The organism is Stutzerimonas degradans (genome assembly GCF_024448505.1).
GTDB lineage: Bacteria > Pseudomonadota > Gammaproteobacteria > Pseudomonadales > Pseudomonadaceae > Stutzerimonas > Stutzerimonas degradans.
Genome location: NZ_JAMOHV010000007.1, coordinates 56,375 through 74,558 on the forward strand (window position 1 = coordinate 56,375; position 18,184 = coordinate 74,558).

At 62.7% G+C, this 18,184-nt stretch carries 15 protein-coding genes; 6 read left to right on the forward strand and 9 right to left on the reverse strand.

What is annotated here, in order from left to right:
* Positions 1 to 34 precede the first annotated feature (34 nt).
* Complete coding sequence (locus NAV27_RS11150; RefSeq protein ID WP_102828356.1) at positions 35 to 802, forward strand: SDR family oxidoreductase; 768 nt, start codon at positions 35 to 37, stop codon at positions 800 to 802.
* A 64-nt stretch (positions 803 to 866) separates the two neighbouring features.
* Here the strand turns inward: NAV27_RS11150 and NAV27_RS11155 are convergent, their stop codons facing one another.
* The gene (locus tag NAV27_RS11155; protein WP_102828355.1) at positions 867 to 1,511 is read right to left on the reverse strand and encodes a hypothetical protein; all 645 of its coding nucleotides are present in this window, start codon (positions 1,509 to 1,511) and stop codon (positions 867 to 869) included.
* A gap of 198 nt (positions 1,512 to 1,709) precedes the next feature.
* Here NAV27_RS11155 and NAV27_RS11160 point away from each other — a divergent pair, with 198 nt between their 5' ends.
* On the forward strand, positions 1,710 to 2,498 hold the full coding sequence (locus NAV27_RS11160) for a TSUP family transporter (protein WP_102828354.1): 789 nt from the start codon (positions 1,710 to 1,712) through the stop codon (positions 2,496 to 2,498).
* On the opposite strand, the gene nudC is transcribed toward NAV27_RS11160, so the two are convergent.
* From nudC to NAV27_RS11195, 7 genes are all read right to left on the reverse strand, one after another.
* Positions 2,466 to 3,299, reverse strand: coding sequence for an NAD(+) diphosphatase (nudC, locus tag NAV27_RS11165; protein ID WP_008567872.1), 834 nt, complete (start codon positions 3,297 to 3,299; stop codon positions 2,466 to 2,468). The genes NAV27_RS11160 and nudC overlap by 33 nt on opposite strands.
* Entirely contained in the window at positions 3,299 to 4,981 is a 1,683-nt protein-coding gene (locus NAV27_RS11170; RefSeq protein ID WP_102828353.1) for a FimL-related protein, read from the reverse strand. The genes nudC and NAV27_RS11170 overlap by 1 nt, the downstream gene beginning before the upstream one ends.
* 37 nt (positions 4,982 to 5,018) lie before the next feature.
* On the reverse strand, positions 5,019 to 5,831 hold the full coding sequence (locus NAV27_RS11175) for a crotonase/enoyl-CoA hydratase family protein (RefSeq protein ID WP_102828352.1): 813 nt from the start codon (positions 5,829 to 5,831) through the stop codon (positions 5,019 to 5,021).
* Positions 5,832 to 6,035: 204 nt separating this feature from the next.
* Positions 6,036 to 8,288, reverse strand: a complete 2,253-nt coding sequence (locus NAV27_RS11180; protein WP_102828351.1) for an Orn/Lys/Arg family decarboxylase — start codon at positions 8,286 to 8,288, stop codon at positions 6,036 to 6,038.
* Positions 8,289 to 8,354: 66 nt separating this feature from the next.
* Positions 8,355 to 9,083, reverse strand: a complete 729-nt coding sequence (gene dnaQ / locus NAV27_RS11185; protein ID WP_008567878.1) for a DNA polymerase III subunit epsilon — start codon at positions 9,081 to 9,083, stop codon at positions 8,355 to 8,357.
* Between the two features lie 12 nt (positions 9,084 to 9,095).
* A complete protein-coding gene (gene rnhA / locus NAV27_RS11190) occupies positions 9,096 to 9,551 on the reverse strand; it encodes a ribonuclease HI (protein WP_008567879.1) in 456 nt (151 codons plus the stop codon).
* Between the two features lie 57 nt (positions 9,552 to 9,608).
* Positions 9,609 to 10,364 carry a class I SAM-dependent methyltransferase gene (locus NAV27_RS11195; RefSeq protein ID WP_102828350.1) on the reverse strand — a complete coding sequence of 252 codons (756 nt, stop codon included), beginning with the start codon at positions 10,362 to 10,364 and terminating at the stop codon, positions 9,609 to 9,611.
* A 107-nt stretch (positions 10,365 to 10,471) separates the two neighbouring features.
* Here NAV27_RS11195 and gloB point away from each other — a divergent pair, with 107 nt between their 5' ends.
* Positions 10,472 to 11,251 (forward strand): hydroxyacylglutathione hydrolase, encoded by a 780-nt coding sequence (gene gloB, locus NAV27_RS11200; RefSeq protein WP_102828349.1) that lies wholly within the window; start codon positions 10,472 to 10,474, stop codon positions 11,249 to 11,251.
* 100 nt (positions 11,252 to 11,351) lie between these two features.
* The gene (locus NAV27_RS11205; RefSeq protein ID WP_180981423.1) at positions 11,352 to 12,902 is read left to right on the forward strand and encodes a lytic transglycosylase; all 1,551 of its coding nucleotides are present in this window, start codon (positions 11,352 to 11,354) and stop codon (positions 12,900 to 12,902) included.
* A gap of 7 nt (positions 12,903 to 12,909) precedes the next feature.
* Here the strand turns inward: NAV27_RS11205 and NAV27_RS11210 are convergent, their stop codons facing one another.
* Complete coding sequence (locus NAV27_RS11210; protein WP_102828347.1) at positions 12,910 to 14,355, reverse strand: HDOD domain-containing protein; 1,446 nt, start codon at positions 14,353 to 14,355, stop codon at positions 12,910 to 12,912.
* A 142-nt stretch (positions 14,356 to 14,497) separates the two neighbouring features.
* Between NAV27_RS11210 and NAV27_RS11215 the strand changes: the two genes are divergently transcribed.
* Both NAV27_RS11215 and NAV27_RS11220 read left to right on the forward strand, forming a co-directional pair.
* A complete protein-coding gene (locus NAV27_RS11215) occupies positions 14,498 to 16,324 on the forward strand; it encodes an extracellular solute-binding protein (RefSeq protein WP_102828662.1) in 1,827 nt (608 codons plus the stop codon).
* Positions 16,321 to 18,183 (forward strand): extracellular solute-binding protein, encoded by a 1,863-nt coding sequence (locus NAV27_RS11220; RefSeq protein WP_102828346.1) that lies wholly within the window; start codon positions 16,321 to 16,323, stop codon positions 18,181 to 18,183. Before NAV27_RS11215 ends, NAV27_RS11220 begins: the two co-directional genes overlap by 4 nt.
* The last annotated feature ends 1 nt before the right edge of the window (position 18,184 follow it).

Below are 18,184 nucleotides of genomic sequence, written 5' to 3' on the forward strand. Positions count from 1 at the left end.
GGGGTCGAACCACGAACAACAAGAGGAACCATCGATGTCCAAGACCCAACTGTTCGACCTGGACGGCAAGATCGCCTTCGTCTCTGGCGCCAGCCGTGGCATCGGCGAAGCCATTGCCCGCCTGCTGGCCCAGCAGGGTGCCCACGTGATCGTCTCCAGTCGCAAGCTCGAAGGCTGTCAGGCCGTGGCCGACTCGATCATCGCCGACGGCGGCAAAGCCACTGCTGTGGCCTGTCATATCGGCGAAATGGAGCAGATTCAGGCAGTCTTCGCCAGGATTCGCGAAGAGTTCGGCCGTCTCGACATACTGGTGAACAACGCGGCCACCAACCCGCAGTTCTGCCACATCCTCGATACCGACGTGGCGGCGTTCCAGAAGACCGTCGACGTCAACGTGCGCGGCTACTTCTATATGTCCGTCGAGGCCGGCAAGCTGATGCGCCAGCAGGGTGGCGGCAGCATCATCAACGTCGCCTCAATCAATGGCGTCTCGCCGGGTGATTTCCAGGGCATCTATTCGATCACCAAAGGCGCTGTGATCAACATGACCAAGGCCTTCGCCAAGGAGTGCGCGCAGTTCGGCATCCGCTGCAACGCCCTGCTGCCAGGCCTGACCGACACCAAGTTCGCTTCGGCACTGGTCAAGAATGACAGCATCCGCGAGGCGGCCTTGCAGCACATCCCCCTGCGCCGCGTTGCCAATCCCAGCGAAATGGCCGGCGCCGTGCTGTACCTCGCCAGCGACGCGTCCAGCTACACCACCGGTGTGGCACTCAACGTCGACGGCGGCTACCTGGCCTGATCGGCGATACAACAACAACAAAAAAGGGAGCGATCAGGCTCCCTTTTTTGTTGCGCGTTGCGCGCTACCAGTCTTTCAGCGCCTGGCGCGCTTCGGCGTTCACTGGCGATGCGAGCAAACCGGTCGCCGTCTGTTCGATCTGGAAGGCCGCGCCATCAACCAGCGGCATGAAACTCACGCGCTGTGTCTGCGGCTCGATGAACGGGACGCTCCAGTCCAGGCTCCTTAACCAATCCCAGACCGGCACGGCTGTACTGTTTGACAGCGGTACCCGCGTATGGCGCGCCTGTTCCTGCTGCTCCACCGAGAGATAGCGCCCTGACAACGCCTGCAGCCGATAACCTGGCTCCAGCCCGATCAGCGCAGCCAGTCCGCTCCAGCGCAGCATGTGCACCTCCAGTTGCCACAAGTCCCCCTCTACAACCGCCGAGCGCTGCTGGGTGGCCTGCTGAAGCTCAACCTCGTAGCGCTGCTTGCCCTGTGCATGGAAAACGACTGTCGCCAGCGGAGTGCCGTTCGCTATGGCCTGGTAGTCGCGAACTTCGTACGCGATGAGGCCGATCATTGCAGTGAGTACGACCAGCAGCATGCCGAACGTGCCTCGCAGCCAGCCGAGCAGCCAACTGCCACCAAACAGCACCCGCAACGCCACCAACAGAACCACCAGCGCGAGTAACGCCACCACCAACGCAAGCCCGAGATATTGCATGAATGCTGCCTCTCCCAACGAGTGCGGCATTATCCGCAGCGTTCGGGCAGGCATCCAGCATGGTGGTGGGACATCCATCACGCCTCGGCAACTTCGCTGCGTGCGATCTCAGCCCATCGTCGGTATGGGTCTATTCGCTGACTTGTTGCAGGCATCGTCTTATGCTGGAGGCCCTTTTCCCGGCCTCACGAGTACCCGATGCCATTCGCGTTCGAACTCGCACTCGATCCTCTTTCCCTGCTGCCACTGATTGTCGTGGCGTTCATCGCCGGCTTCATCGATGCGATCGCTGGTGGCGGCGGGCTGCTGACCATTCCTGCGCTGCTAACCGCAGGGCTACCACCGCATCTGGTGCTGGGCACCAACAAGCTCTGCGCAACCTTCGGTTCAGCCACGGCAAGCTACACCTTTTATCGGCGACGCCTGTTCGATCCGCAGCTCTGGCGACGGGCGCTGCTCGGCACGGCAATCGGAGCCACGCTTGGCGCTGCCGTTGCCCATCGGTTGCCGGCAAGCTGGTTGAATCAGATGCTGCCGCTGGTGGTCTGTGGCTGCGGCTTGTACCTGCTGTTCAGTCGTACGCCAACCGGTACGGCCGCGACTACCCCGCTACTCATCGCTCCGCGTCGCCAATGGCCGCAAGGCTTGGGGCTGGGTTTCTATGACGGTGTCGCGGGGCCAGGCACCGGGGCATTCTGGACGGTCAGCAGCCTGCTGCTTTACCCACTGGATCTGCTGCGCGCCAGTGGTGTGGCGCGCAGTATGAACTTCGTCAGCAATGCTGCTGCCCTTGGCGTATTCATCGTTGCCGGACAGGTCGCCTGGGTGCTGGGCATCGGCATGGGGCTTGCCCTGATGAGTGGGGCGTACTTCGGCGCACGCACAGCCATCCATGGCGGCGCAAAGTTCATCCGTCCGGTGTTCATTCTGGTGGTGCTGGCGCTGAGCGTGCGTCTAGCCTGGCAGCACTGGGTCATCGCGGCCTAGGCGCCGCGCGAGGTAGAGCTCGATCAGATAACGGGCAATCGACTGGCGCGCCGGCAGTTCCGGCAGGCGGTGGATGGAAAACCAGCGCGCATCCTCGATTTCTTCGGGCTGCGGAACAATCTCGCCCGCCGCGTATTCGGCGTGGAAACCCAGCATCAACGAATGCGGGAACGGCCAGCCTTGGCTGGTGATGTAGCGTGGCGAGTGGATCGACACACCGACCTCTTCGCGCACCTCACGCTCGACGCATTGCTCGACCGACTCACCCGGCTCGACGTAGCCGGCCAACGTGCTGTACACCCCAGGAGCAAAACGCGGCGAGCGCGCGAGCAACAACTCGTCACCACGCGTGATCAGCACGATCATGCTGGGTGAAAGACGCGGGTAATGATGGATGCCGCAGTCCGGGCAATGCATGGCGCGCTCGCGTGCATGCTGCTGCATACGCGCCCCGCAATGACCGCAGAAGCGATGCTGCGTCGCCCAGGTTCCGATTTGCGCGGCGTAGCCAAGCATGCGAAACAGATCGCGGTCGTCGTTGTGCAGCATGAACTGCCGCAGTCCCTGCCAGCTCGCACCCGGTACGGCGACCGGGCGGTCCAGCTCGAAAAGGAACACCGCATCGCCATCGAAGTAGCCCAATCCCTGCTCGCTCAGCAGCGGCAGCTCCAGGCGCTTGAGCCAATCACGCGGAAACAGCACGCCGTTGCTGTCGAAAAGGAACTGCTGCTGGCAATGCACCACGGCCCAGCCTCCCGGCGTAGCGGGATCGAGCAAGGCAGCGTGCCAGCGCAAGCTCATCAGGCGGCGACCGGCATTCCAAGCGCCCGGACGCTTTCGCTGGCCAGATCGAGCACGCTGGCGCGCGAATCGTCACGGCGCAGTATCGCACCGCCGTCCAGATAATATTCCAGACTGGTCAAAGCGTCGGCGAGCGTCTCGAGCATCTGTTCGGCCGGCATCTGAGTGGATTCGAGCATCTGTTTCTGGATGAAATCCGCGCATGCGCCGATCAGCTCTGCGGCACGCTCCTGCTCGAGAAAGCGTAGGCCTCCACGCACGGCCTGCAGACTGAAGGGCACATTGGCCAGGTGCAGTTTTTCACCGTTGGATTCCAGATAGGCGGTGATCGCACGTTTCGCCAATGCCAGACCGGCGGACGCCTCATCGATAACCACGATGTACGCCTCGGTCAGCTGGTGATTCGCAAACGCCTCGGCCTCAAGACCTGGCGCCACCGGCGGCAGCCGCCCCTCCCGGCGCTCACCCTTCTCCAGGCTGGCGACCATGCTTTCCACGTAGAGCACCGCGTCGGCCAAGCGAAGCAGCTCCTGCGCCTGCGCAGGCTGCTCCTGCGTCCAGCCCAAGACCACGGCAAGCTGCGCATGCAGCGTGTTGGCGGCCGAAGACAAACCGACCATGCCGAGCGTCTTGGCCAGTTTGCCAAGCAGCGTGTGCAGGTTGGCGAAGGCCTCGGCGGGTGCCGTCCCGCGTTCAATGAGATCCAGCAAATCCTTCAGGCTGGCCAGCTCTTCGCGGATGGCGGAGGACAGCGAACGCATAACCCCCTGACCGGGGCCAGCCAGACGCTGGGACTCTTCCTCGAGCATGTGATCGGTGAACGGCAACGCCCCGAGCGCAAACACCTCTCGCACCTGCATCGCGAGCGGCCCGGCGCTGTCGGCCAGCGCAACCAGATACAGCAACTCCTTGAGCAGGCTGCGCGAGGTTTCATAGTCAGGATTGCCGAGCAGCTGCTTGAGCTCACGATCCAGACGGGAAAACAGCTGCTTGCGCGATTTGCGCGGCAGTAACTGGCCGTCGAGCTGACTCTCAAGCGCCGCACCACCGATCCAGCACAATCGTCCGGCCGGCAGGTGGGCATAGAGCTGCTCAAGCCGCCCTAGCGCCCGGGCCATCAATCTCAGGCTGGCAGCCAGGTTCTCCTCGCGGAGGAAACCTAGCAGACCGATCTGGTACATGTGCCGCATGCGTCGCGTCTCGGCATTCAAGTCCGCGACAGGCCGCGCGTGCGACAGGCTCACCGGACGCGCATGATCCAGGCGCGCACTGAAAAAGAAGCTCTCTGGCAGCAGCGGTTGCGAAGCCGCCAGGCGCAAGGCATTGATCGCCGGAAGCAAGAGCTCGGGCATCTCCTGCCGGCTCGCATCGACACTTTCGAGATAGCGCCGCAGCACATACAGGCCGTTGCTCATCGCCGCCATCTGGCTGTCACGCTCTTCGCTCGCCCCTACCGGGATGTCCATCGCGAGCTGCAGCACTTCCTGTGCCAGCAGCTCCGCTCCGACCAACTCGATGAGGTTGAGCGTTCCACGAACCTGCTTGAGATTCTCCACCGCCTGCTGCAGCAAGCCGCCATTGTTGCGATCGATGATGAAGTGTTCGAGGCTCTGCTCCGCCTCTTCCATCGTGGCGAACAGTTCGTCGCGAACCAGACCGAGCGATGTAGCTCCAGTAACCATGCCTAGTGCGCCTCCCGCGCAGCGTTGTTGTGACGCATCAGTCGGCAAAGTCCGGCTTCTGTTTGGTCATGTGGGCGGTGACCGCGACCCGAAGATCGGCCGCCTGCAGCATTGCGGCGTTCCAGGTGGCAATGTACTCCAGGCCGTCATCGACCCGATGGTCGCGCATGTAGCGGATCATCTCCTTGGTGCCGCGAATCGCCAGAGGCGACTTTTCCGCAATCTGTCGCGCCAAGTCCTGCACGCCGTCCTGCAATGCCTGCTGATCGGCGTAGCTACGGTTGACCAGGCCAATCGAGCGCGCCTCTTCACCATTGATGGTGCGGCCGGTAAAGGCGAGTTCGCGCATCATGCCGTCGCCGATGATGCGCGGGAGCCGTTGCAAAGTACCGACATCGGCCGCCATGCCCATGTCGATCTCCTTGATCGAGAACTGCGCATCGCTGGTGCTGTAGCGCATGTCGCACGCGGAGATCAGGTCAATCGCACCGCCCAGGCAGTAGCCCTGAATCGCCGCGATGACCGGCTTGCGACAGTTGTCGACCGCGTTGAACGAAGCCTGGAGCGAGAGAATCTTGCGCCGCAGTTTTTCGGCGTTGCGCCCGACATCCTTGCCCAGCTCGCCACCCACCTGCGCCAGCAACTGCAGATCGATACCCGAGGAAAAATGTGCGCCCGCTCCGCTGAGCACCACCACGCGAACGTCGTCGGTTTCGTCGATCCACTTGAAGATATCGATGATCTCGGTCCAGAAGGCCGCATTCATCGCATTGATCTTCTCCGGCCGATTGATTACGACATTTGCGACTTTATCAGCCAGCTCGACACGAAAGGCTTGGTATTGGTTCACGCAATGATCCTCGGCAGCCGATGCAGCAAGCGCGGCAGGCGGCATGGAAACTTTTTGTCTGACGGCCCGTTTCTAGCGGCGCAACTATAACAAGCAGCCCGCAGGCCGGTGCATGTCGATGCGGACGATGTGAAACAGACCACGCATGCTCAGCGCCCAATGAACGCTAGCCATAACCTACTGAACAGCTTGTAAAAAAGCCGCTCAAGCTTCGCGCACGCAATCCACGGTATACAAGGTGCCCGTCGCAGCCTGCTCTTTCTGCAGACCATGCACATCGGCATCGAAGCCCGGGAAGCGCTCGGCGAACGCGCGAGCGAAGCGAAGATATTCCACAATCGAACGGGTCTGCGGCGTAAAGCGTTCGCCTGGCATGATCAGTGGGATTCCCGGCGGATACGGCACCAGCATGACCGCACAGACACGCCCTTCCAGTTCGTCTATGGACACCGCTTCGACCTCCCCGCGTACCAGCTTGTCGTAGGCATCGGCAGGCTTGAGCGCGAGCTCCGGCAGAACCGTGTACATCCGCCGCATCGCCCGCGCAGTGGCATTCTCGCGATAACAGCGATGCAGTTCGTCGCACAGATCGCGCAACCCCATGCCCTCGTAGACGACGCCCCCGGCACGCGCGATGGAAGGTAGCGCCTCGCAGAGCGGACGATTGGCGTCATAGTGACGCTTGAACTCCAGCAACTCGGTCAGCAAGGTGCTCCACTTGCCCTTGGTGATTCCCATGGAGAACAGCACCAGCATCGAATACAGGCCGGTTTTCTCCACCACCAGGCCGCGCTCCCAGAGGAACTTGCTCACCACCGCTGCAGGGATGCCCCGGTCGCTCAGCATGCCGGCGGCATTGAGGCCCGGAGTCGCCAGCGTCACTTTGATGGGATCGAGCAGCACGTAGTCCTCTGCCATCTCGCCGAAACCGTGCCACTCGGCCTCCGGCTCCAGCAGCCAGTCGGCCGTTGCCGGCGCTTCGGCGCCGTCGACCTTGGGCGGCTGCCAGATGGTGAACCACCAGTCGTCCTTGGCAATGTGCTGGCGCAGGTTGGCCAGTGCACGGCGAAAGCTCAGCGCTTCATCGAAGGTTTCCTGGATCAGCGACCGCCCCGCCGGCCCTTCCATCATGGCCGATGCCACGTCCAGCGATGCAAGGATGCCGTACTGCGGCGAAGTGGAGGTGTGCATCATGAACGCCTCGTTGAAACGGTCACGATCAAGCTGCCGTGTGCGGCTGTCGAGCACGTGAATCATCGAGGCCTGGCTGAATGCGGCTAGCAGCTTGTGCGTCGAGTGGGTGGTGAACACCAGCGGGCCTTGCTCGCGCGTGTCCATCCCGTAGCGGCCGTCATAGAACTCGTGAAACGCGGCATAGGCAAACCAGGCCTCGTCGAAATGCAGCACCTCGACGCTGTCGACCAGCGCGCGCTTGATCAGGTTGGCGTTGTAGCACAGGCCGTCGTAGGTCGAGTTGGTGATGACCGCGAGCTTCACCTTCGGCGCGCGGCCGCGGGCCAGCGGGTTGGCGTCGATCTTGGCTGCGATCGACTCGCGGCTGAACTCCGACAGCGGGATCGGACCAATGATGCCCAGTTCATTGCGCGCCGGCGAGAGATACAGCGGAATCGCGCCGGTCATGATGATCGCGTGCAGGATCGACTTGTGGCAGTTGCGGTCGACCAGCACCAGATCGTCGCGCGCGACCATCGAATGCCAGACGATCTTGTTCGCCGTCGAGGTACCGTTGATGACGAAGAAGGTATGGTCAGCGCCGAAATTGCGCGCCGCCCGCGCCTCCGCGGCTGCCAGCGGACCGGTGTGATCGAGCAGCGAACCGAGTTCTGGCACCGAGACCGAAAGGTCGGAACGCAACGTGTTCTCGCCGAAGAACTGGTGGAACGCCTGCCCCACGGGGCTCTTGCGATAGGCCACACCGCCGCCGTGTCCGGGCGTGTGCCAGGAATAGTTGGAGTCATGAGTGTGCTGCACCAGCGCACGAAAGAACGGCGGCAGCAGATCCTCAAGGTAGCTGCGCGCAGCACGCGCCACCTGGCGGGCGAGAAACGGCACGGTGTCTTCGTACAGGTACAGCAGGCCGCGCAGCTCGTTGAGATCGGCCATCGCCTCGGCCGGCGCGTTCTCGATCGTGATCTGCTCGCCGAGCGCGAAGATCGGCAGCTTCGGCGCACGACGGCGCGCCACCCGAATCAGCTCCACTACATCGTGCAGCAGCCGCTGGTTTTCGCCGGCGCCTTCGGCCGCCACCAGAATGCAGGCCAGACCGTGGTGAGTTGAAGCAACGATGCGGCCTTCGGCCGAACTAGCAGTTGGCAGGATGGCGAAGCCGTCCTGCTCGAGCTCCGCGGCGATGCCGCGAATGCGTTCGCCGGCAACGGTGTCGGCCTTGATGTCACGATGAACGATGAGAACCGGAAACTTCAGGTCTTTGTACATGAGCGCTTCCCTAGGAGAATCCACTTCAGGGTAGAAGCGCCGCCGCCAAAACGATAGGGGAAACCGTCAGCCGTCCAGCTGTGCCCACAACGGCGCCGCGCCGCTGGCCTTCTCGATCACCGCAAGACGCGCCGCATGCGCGGCCATCTCCTCATCGCTGGCGCGCAGCACGATGGTGCGCTGCCGATCGGCCGGCAGCCGGCGAATCGGGCTCGGCTGCGGTCGGCCACCGTTGCCGGTGTCGGCGCCGTCGCCAGCCAGCGAAAGGTTGGTCTGCCCGCCGGTCATAGTCAGCCAGACGTCGGCGAGAATCTCGGCGTCGAGCAGTGCGCCGTGCAGGTCGCGGCCCGAGTTGTCTACGCCATAGCGCTTGCACAACGCGTCCAGGCTGTTGCGCTGGCCCGGGTGGCGCTCTCGGGCCATCAGCAGGGTATCGAGCACCGAGCAATGATCGGTGATCTCGGCGCGCTCCTGCTGACCAAGCAGGGCAAATTCGTTGTTGATGAACCCGATATCGAACGCCGCGTTATGGATAACCAGCTGCGCGTCCCGGATGAACTCAAAGAACTCATCGGCGACATCACGGAAACGCGGCTTGTCGGCGAGAAACTCGTTGGTGATGCCGTGAACGGCGATCGCGCCCTCGTCTACCTCGCGGTCCGGCTGCAGGTAGACATGGTAGTGCCGTCCGGTCAGGCGCCGGCCGATCACTTCGACGCAGCCGATTTCGATGATCCGGTGACCATCGGTCACCGGCATGCCCGTGGTTTCGGTATCCAGCACTACGCTACGCATGTCATCACTCGCTTACACAATCGGTTGACGTTTGGCCTGCACCACGCCGCGGTTGGCCAGCAGATCGGCCTGTTCGTTGCCCGGATGGCCGGTATGCCCGCGCACCCACTTCCAGCTGACCTGATGACGATTGACCTGCTCGTCGAGCTGTTGCCAAAGATCCGCATTCTTTACCGGCTGCTTGCTGGCCGTCTTCCAGCCGCGTTTCTTCCAGTTCGGCAGCCAATCGTTGATGCCCTGCATCACGTACTGGGAGTCGGTCACCAGACACACCTGGCAGGGACGCTTAAGCTCGGCAAGCGCACGAATTGCCGCCATCAGCTCCATACGGTTGTTGGTCGTCTGCGCTTCGCCACCCCAGAGCTCGCGCTTGACACCTTTATATATCAGTAGCGCACCCCAGCCACCGGGGCCCGGATTACCTTTGCAGGCGCCATCCGTATAGATTTCGACCAGCTCGTCGCTCATGAGAAAGTGCTTACCCTGTCAATCGGAATGGCGTGGTGCAAGGGTGCCGACGCTCGATTACTCAGCATCCCGCCGGCTGACCTTGGCCACCGGCAGCGGCAGCAGTTTACCCATGCGCTCGCGGCGCTGTTCACGTAGCGGGCGCAAGCCGATCATCAGCTTACGCGCCACCAGGACGTAGAATCCGCCATTTGGCGCCTGCAAACGCTGCCCCAGCGACTCCAGCCGCAGCAGGCGCGATTGCCACTCGCCCGAAGAAAGCGGCGGACAATAGCACCCGAAACGCCGATTCTCCAGCGCAAATCCGAGCAGGTTGAGCCAGTCCGCGACCCGTGTCGGACGAATGCAGCGCGCCTGCCGCAACGGCTCGCGCGACACCAGACGACGGGCACCCCACAGGCTCCAGGGATTGATACCGACGATCAGCAAATGCCCGCCCGGACGCACGCTTCGCGCCGCTTCCCGCAGCAAGGCGTGGGGGGACAGACTGAAATCCAGGCCGTGTTGCAGCAGCACCACGTCGGCCGCGTGCTCGCCGAGCGGCCAGGCCTGCTCCTCGCAGACAATTTCCACCCCGGCAAGCGCCGCCCCGAGCCTGACGCTACGTTTGATCTTCGGCGGCACGACCGAGGCGCCGGAAAACGGGCCGTAATGCACCAGATAGCTGCCGAAGCAGCGATTCAATTCATCACCGAGTACGCGCTGCTCCTGCTCGAGCAGCTGACGCCCCAGCGGGCCGGCGAACCAGTCGTTGGCCTCTGCGATCATGCGCAGCCACTGGTCGTTTGCCTGGGCGCAAGGTTGCGGTTTCATCGTTGGGCTCCTTTGCTCGGTCCTGCCTTCGATGTCAGTTTCGCTAGGTTTACGCTCGCCGATGTCCTGCTAGGATGCGCCTTTGTCACTGTCTTGGCGACCCGACCATGCTGAAGATCGAGGCACTGCCCGCGTTCACCGACAACTATATCTGGCTGCTGCAGGATGACACGCAACGCCGCTGCGTAGCGGTCGATCCCGGCGATGCTGCGCCAGTACTGGGATGGCTGGCGGCCAATCCGGACTGGCAACTGACCGATATCCTCGTCACCCATCACCATCATGACCACGTCGGCGGTATTGCCTCGCTGAAGGCGGGCACCGGCGCTCGCGTTCACGGCCCAGCCAACGAACGTATTCCCGGTTGCGATCACGCCCTGCAAGACGGCCAGCGAATTCGGATTCTCGGCCATGAGTTGCTCGTATTGGCGGTTCCGGGCCATACCCTTGGACATATTGCCTATTACCATCACGATGACGAACAGCCGTGGCTGCTGAGTGGTGACACGCTGTTCGCCGCTGGCTGCGGGCGCCTGTTCGAGGGCACGCCACAGCAGATGCACGAATCGTTGCAGCGTCTGGCGGCATTGCCGGAACGCACACTCGTCTACTGCACCCATGAGTACACGCTAAGCAACCTACGCTTCGCCACGGCGGTGGAACCGAACAATTGCGAGATCGGCAAACGCTTGCAGGATGTTACCGAGCGCCGCGCGGCAAACCGCACTAGCCTGCCCACGCGAATCGACCTCGAGTTGGCGACCAATCCCTTCCTACGCTGCGAAATAAGCGCCGTACGCACGGCCGCGCAAGCACACAGCGAGACCGAATTGAAAGCGTCAGCAGAGGTTTTTGCGGCACTGCGCGCCTGGAAAGATCGGTTCTGAACAACCTCGACGGGTTCCCGAAACGCGGCAGCGCGCTTGACCCACCGGAACCCGGTTTCTAGAATCCGGCGAATTTTATTTCCCGGAAAACCTCCAGCCAATGCCGCCAGCGCCCAGAAGACGCTGCGTTCCAGACGCCTTGGCAGCCTCTGGACGCGCACTCGCCGCCGCCCTCTGCGTGGCCCTTGCGGGCTGCCAGAGCAACGCGCCGCAGGATTACTCATCCACTCGTTCGGTGACCCCGCTCACCATCGAGCAGGATCCTCTGTGGCTGTCGGACAAGTCCGTGGCGCCGGAGCACGAGGACATCTGGGAACGCATTCGCGATGGTTTCATGCTGCAGGAGCACCTGGACAGCAATCCGCGCATCGAACAGCAGCGCCTTCTGTTTGCGAGCCGTCCCGGCTCCGTTCAAACGGCGACCGCCCGCGGTGGGCCGTACATTCATTACATCGTCGAACGACTGGAAGAGCGCGACATGCCGCTGGAGCTGGCGCTGCTACCAGTAATCGAAAGCGCCTACGACCCCTTCGCCTACTCCCCAGCCCACGCGGTAGGCCTGTGGCAGTTCATCCCCTCTACCGGCCGCCATTTCAACCTGCGTCAGACCAATTGGTACGACGGCCGACGCGACATCACTGCCTCGACCAATGCAGCCCTGCGCTACCTGAGCTATCTGCACGGTCTGTTCAACGGCGACTGGCTGTTGGCCCTCGCGGCCTACAACGCTGGCGAAGGAACCGTCAGCCGTGCCATCGAACGCAACCAGAAGCTCGGTCTGCCGACCGATTACTGGAACCTGCCACTGCCGCGCGAAACGCGTGACTACGTACCCAAGCTGCTTGCGCTGTCGCAACTGGTCAACGCGCCGGAAGCCTACGGCATTACGCTCAGCCCGATCGCCAACGAGCCCTACTTCGAGGTAGTGACGCTCAAGCAGCGCATGGACCTGGCACAAATCGCGCAGATGGCGGACCTTGATGAAGACGAGCTCTATCAGCTGAATCCGGCATTCACCCGGCGCATCACGCTCGACGGCCCGCAGCAGCTGTTGGTACCGCTGGACAAGGCCGAAATGCTGACTGCCAACCTGGCGCTGATGAAGCCGCAGGACATGGCCAACTGGCAGCAGTACAGCGTACGACCGGGCGACACCCTCAGCAGCATTGCCGAACGCCATCAGGTCAGTGTCACCACGCTGCGCGACCTCAATCGTCTGCGCAGCAACCGGCTACGCATCGGTCAGGTCCTCAGCATTCCCTCGCGCATTGGCAGCGAACCGGCAGGTGAGTTGCTCCAGGCAGTCGCGCGCCGCACGCCTAGTGCGCCGCGTAGCTATCGCGTCAAGGCCGGCGACAACCTATGGGATATTGCCAAGGCCCAGCGGGTGTCGGTACGCGATCTGCAGCGCTGGAACAAGCTCTCCGGGAGCAGCCTGAAGGTAGGTCAGGCGCTCTTTCTGCAGGGCCCGTCGCCCGCGAGCGCCACCAAGGCAGCGGCACCGACTTACTACAAGGTACGCAAGGGCGATTCGCTGTATCAGATCGCCAAACGCTTCAACGTCCACGTCAGCAAGTTGAAGACCTGGAACCCCAAGGGGACACAGGTGCTGCGCCCCGGACAGCTGCTCACGCTCTACCTGCCGAACTGATCGCGCGTCAGCTGCGCCGCGATAGCGCCGCGAGGCAACGCCCGACCAGCTGGGTGAAGCGCTGGAACGCCACGAACTGCTCATGCTTGAGCGCGCGCCCCGATATTCGACAATCGGCGTACAGCACACCGATCTCATGGGTTCCCGCCATGAGCGGTGCAATGAAGAACATGCCTTTGCCCAGCCACTGCCGGATCGGTTGCGTCACCAAGTCCTCAAGGTTGTAACTGGCCGGCACCCCCATCCAGAGCGATTGCCGCTGACGCAGGGCGTAACTGAAGATGTGCGGCTGTTCGGGCTGCTCGGCCGGAAGCAGGAATTCTTCCGTCCACTTCTGAGTGCCCTCGCCAATCGCGCCACGTACTCGGAAGCACGTCTGCCGGTCGGCCAGCACAGCGACCATCACCCGCTCCAGCCCGGCGCCATGATGAAGCCCGTCGAGCAGCGTTTGCAGAATCAGACCGACATCACCACCACGCGTCGCCATCAGCCCCAGATCCTGCAAGGCCTGCTGCATCTTTAGCAGATTCGGTTGCAGCAGACTGACCTGGCGCTGCGACTGCTGCAGCTGAATCTGTTCCGGATCGGTGCTGGGAATCAGTCGACACAGCCTGTCGGCGCCGAACGTCGAGGCGACCTCCACCGCCTCATCGGCGCTGGCCAGGATCAGTCGCAGCGCATCCTCTTCGGTCACGCCGGTAAAGGCGGCGTACTCGCTGATAAGTCCGCTCATGCGTGACGATCCCCAGCCCTCCAGCGCCGCCTCGCTGATCCGCACACCGAGCGACACCGAGCGCACCCCGGCATCGCTGCTGCTGGCTGCACTGTGCGCGAGTGAGATCAGCTCGCCGAGGTTCCAGCTCTTGGTCAGCCCCAGCGTCAGTTGGCGGAAACTTGTACCCAGCACCTGTTGTACGGCCTCCTCGGCCTTCACTCCGGGCTGCGCAAGCATCGCCGCCAGTTCGTCAGCCTGCTCGCCACCGCAGCCCCAGAACGCCAACTCGCCGACGTTGAACAGCAGCGCGGCGATGAACACCTCTTCCTCGTGGCGCGGCATCACATAGCCGGAAACATTGCGTGCCTGTACCGCTGCATGAAAGGAGCGAGCCAGCAATTCCTGCAGTTGGTGTCGCGGCGCCCGATCGAGCAAGCCGTCAATCAGGCTCACCGACAGGCTGATCAGGCGGACGTTGTCGAAGCCGATCATAACGATCGCGCGGGTGATCGTCTTGATGGCCTCCTGCGAGGGGTTGTAATAGCTGCTGTTGCCGATCCGCAGGACCTTCGAGGTGAGCGCCGCGTCGCGCAACAGGACATCGGCCAGTTGTTGCACCGAAGCATGCTGCTCCCGGGTCAGCCGCTGCAGGTCCTGGACCACCCCGGCCAGCGCCGGCAATTCGGATTGGTTCAGGCGTTCGATCCAAGCCTGCAAACCCTGACTACGTACACCCAACGCAGGCCACCTTGCCGCTTCGACGGCATATTTAATTAGCTGGCAGTTTGCCCGACTCCATCTGCCTTTTTCCAGCGCAGACAAGCTGTTACTGTACCCGGCCGAGAAGCCCGAAAGCGCCATGGATCGGATTCCCAGCCTGATGCGATGCCTGTTCCCGTTACTCACCTGCCTGGTCTTGAGCTTTCCCGCCCTCGCAACCATCAGCGAAAGCCACGGTTATGCGCAGTTCGGCGTCCTCAAGTATCCGGCGACATTCACCCATTTCGATTGGGTGAATCCCGAAGCGCCCAAGGGCGGCCTCCTCAAGCTGATGGCATTCGGCACGTTCGACACGCTCAATCCCTATACCTTCAAGGGCACCAGCCCGAGCGCCACTCCGGATTTCCTCGAATATGGCATCAGCGAGCTGAACGAGCCGCTGATGGTTGGCACTGGCTTCTACGACCCGTCCGGAGACGAGCCGGCGTCGAGCTACGGACTGATCGCCGAATCGATCGAGTACAGCGAGAACCCAAGCTGGGTGGTGTTCAACCTGCGCAAGCAGGCGCGCTTTCACGATGGCCAGCCGATCACCGCCTATGACGTCGCCTTCTCCTATCGGCTACTGACCCGCGACGGCCACCCGCGTTATCGGACCAACCTGCAGGGCGTCAAGCGGATCGACATCCTCTCGCGCCATCGCATCCGCTTCGTCTTCGAGCAGCCGAATGCGCTGCTCATCCAACGCATCGGCGAGCTACCGGTACTGCCGCAGCACTACTGGAAGGGTCGCGATTTCAAGGCAACCACCTTCGATCCGCCGCTCGGCAGCGGACCTTATCGCCTGGTCAAGGTGGCGCCCGGGCGCAAGCTGGTCTTCGAGCGGGTAAAGGATTGGTGGGGCAAGGACCTGGCGGTCAATCGCGGCAAGTACAACTTCAACCGCGTCGACGTGGAGTTCTATCGCGACAACACGGTGGCGTTCGAAGCGTTCAAGGTCGGCGAGTTCGATTTCTTCATCGAGCATCAGGCCAAGAACTGGGCCAATGGCTACCAGTTCCCGGCGCTGGCGCGCGGCGAGATCATCCGGGCCGAGATACCTCACCGGATTCCCAGCAACACCCAGGCGCTGTTCATGAACAACCGCCGTCCGGCATTCGCCGACCAGCGCGTGCGCGAAGCGCTGGGCATGCTGTTCGATTTCGAATGGACCAACCGGGCCTTGTTCTACTCCGCCTACCAGCGCAGCGAGAGCTACTACCCCAACAGCGAATTCGCCGCGGTCGGTAAACCGGAAGGCAGCGAGTGGCTGCAGCTCTCGCCGTTTCGCGAACAGTTGCCGGCCAGGCTCTTCAGCGAACCATTCCAGCTGCCACGCACGGACGGCCATGGCATCCCGCGCGACACGCTGCGCCAAGCGCTGGCGTTGCTCGCCGAAGCCGGCTGGAAACTCTCGGGCGAGTACCTGCTCGATCGCAGCGGACGGCCGCTAAGTTTCGAGATTCTCCTGGTCAACCCGCGCCTGGAGCGAATTCTGCAGCCCTATGTGGCGAATCTCGCGCGCATCGGCATCCAGGCGCACCTGCGCACCGTCGACGGCGCCCAGTACAAGCAGCGTCTGGACCAATACGATTACGACATGATCCTCACCACCCTGGCGCAGAGTCTCAGCCCCGGCATCGAGCAGTGGCTGTACTTCCATTCCAGTCAGGTCGATGTGAAGGGCGGGCGCAACTATGCCGGTATCGCCAACCCGGTGGTCGACGCCCTGCTGGAGAAACTCCTTGCTGCCAGCACACGTGACGAGCAGGTGGCGATCAGTCGTGCCATCGATCGCGTCCTGCTGTGGAATCACTACACCATTCCCAACTGGTTCATCAGCAATCATCGCCTGGCCTACCGCAACCGGTTCGCCCATGCCGCCACGCCGCCCTACACACTGGGGCTGCGCACCTGGTGGCTGAAGGACCTGGAGACAGCCAAATGATCACTTACATCCGCCCCGCCCTGCTTCGCAGCGGACTGTTCGGTCTGCTTTGCGTCGCCGCGCTTTCCGACGCCGCGCCCCGTCATGCGCTGACGCTCTATGACGAGAAGCCGAAATACTCGGCCGACTTCAGCCACTTCGAGTACGCCAATCCCGATGCCCCCAAGGGCGGCACGCTGCGTCAGGCCGGATTCGGCAGCTTCGACTCGCTCAACCCCTTCATCAACAAGGGTGTCGCCGCCGACGACATCGGTCTGATCTACGACACGCTCACCACCAACAGCCTGGACGAGCCATTCACCGTCTATGGCCTGCTTGCCGAGAAGATCGAAAAGGGCCCGAACAACAGCTGGGTGCGCTTCCATCTGCGCCCGCAAGCGCGTTTCCACGATGGCCAGCCGGTGACCGCGGAGGACGTGGTATTCACCTTCGAGACCCTGATGAGCCAGGGAGCACCGCATTACCGCGGCTATTACGCCGATGTGGCGAAGGTGACAGCCGAAAGCCAGCGTCGCGTGCGCTTCGATTTCAAGCATGCCGGTAACCGCGAGTTGCCGATGATCCTTGGCCAGCTGCCGGTGCTGCCCAAGCATTGGTGGGAAGGTCGCGACTTCGCCTCCGGCAGCCTGGAGCCGCCGTTGGGCAGCGGCCCGTATCGCGTCGAGGAAGTCCAGGCGGGCCGCACCATCCGCTACGCCCGGGTGAATGACTACTGGGGCAAGGATCTGGCGGTCAATCGCGGCTTCTACAATTTCGACCGCCTGGTCTTCGACTATTACCGCGACAACACCGTGGCTTTGCAGGCATTCAAGGCCGGGCACTTCGACTACTGGCTGGAGACCAGTGCGAAGAACTGGGCAACCGCCTATGACATCGCTGCGGTGCGTGATGGACGGATCATCAAGGAGGAAATTGCCAATCGCAATCCAACTGGCATGCAGGGCTTCATCTTCAATATCCGCCGCCCCCTGCTGCAGGACCGTCGGGTTCGTGAGGCGCTGGCATTGCTGTTCGATTTCGAATGGACCAATCGCCAGCTGTTCAATGGCGCCTATACGCGCACCCGTAGCTATTTCGACAACTCCGAGCTGGCCTCCAGCGGCCTGCCGGACAAGGCAGAGCTGAAACTACTCGAGCCCCTGCGCGGCAAGATCCCGGACGAAGTCTTCGATCAGCCCTTCGACCTGCCCAAGACCGACGCCAACGGCATCATTCGCGAGCAGCAACGCCGCGCCTACCGCCTGCTCACCGAAGCCGGCTGGCAGGTGCGCGACGATCGGATGGTCGATGCCGATGGCAAGCCGATGAAGCTGGAATTTTTGCTGGTACAGGCCGAGTTCGAGCGTGTCCTGCTGCCGTACAAGCGCAACCTGGCCGATCTGGGGATCGAGCTCGAAATCCGCCGCGTGGACGTCTCGCAGTACATCAATCGGCTGCGCTCACGCGATTACGACATGATCGTCAGCGGCTTCGGTCAGTCCAATTCGCCCGGCAACGAGCAGCGCGAATATTGGCATTCGGCGAGCGCCGACAACCCCGGCAGCCGCAACTTCATCGGTTTGAAGGACCCGGCCATCGACAGCCTGGTGGAGCAGCTGATCGCCGCCGACTCGCGCCAGGAACTGGTGACCCGCACCCGCGCGCTGGACCGTGTCCTGCTCTGGGGGCACTACGTGGTTCCCAACTGGCATATCAAGACCTGGCGCGTCGCCTACTGGAATCACCTTGCGCACCCTGAGACCACGCCGCGGCAGGATATTGGCCTGACGACCTGGTGGAAGAAACCCGACGCAGCCGCCCCGGTCGCCAAGCCTGTCGACGAGCGCAGCGGGAAGCCGGCCGGCGAGGCGGAGCACTGAA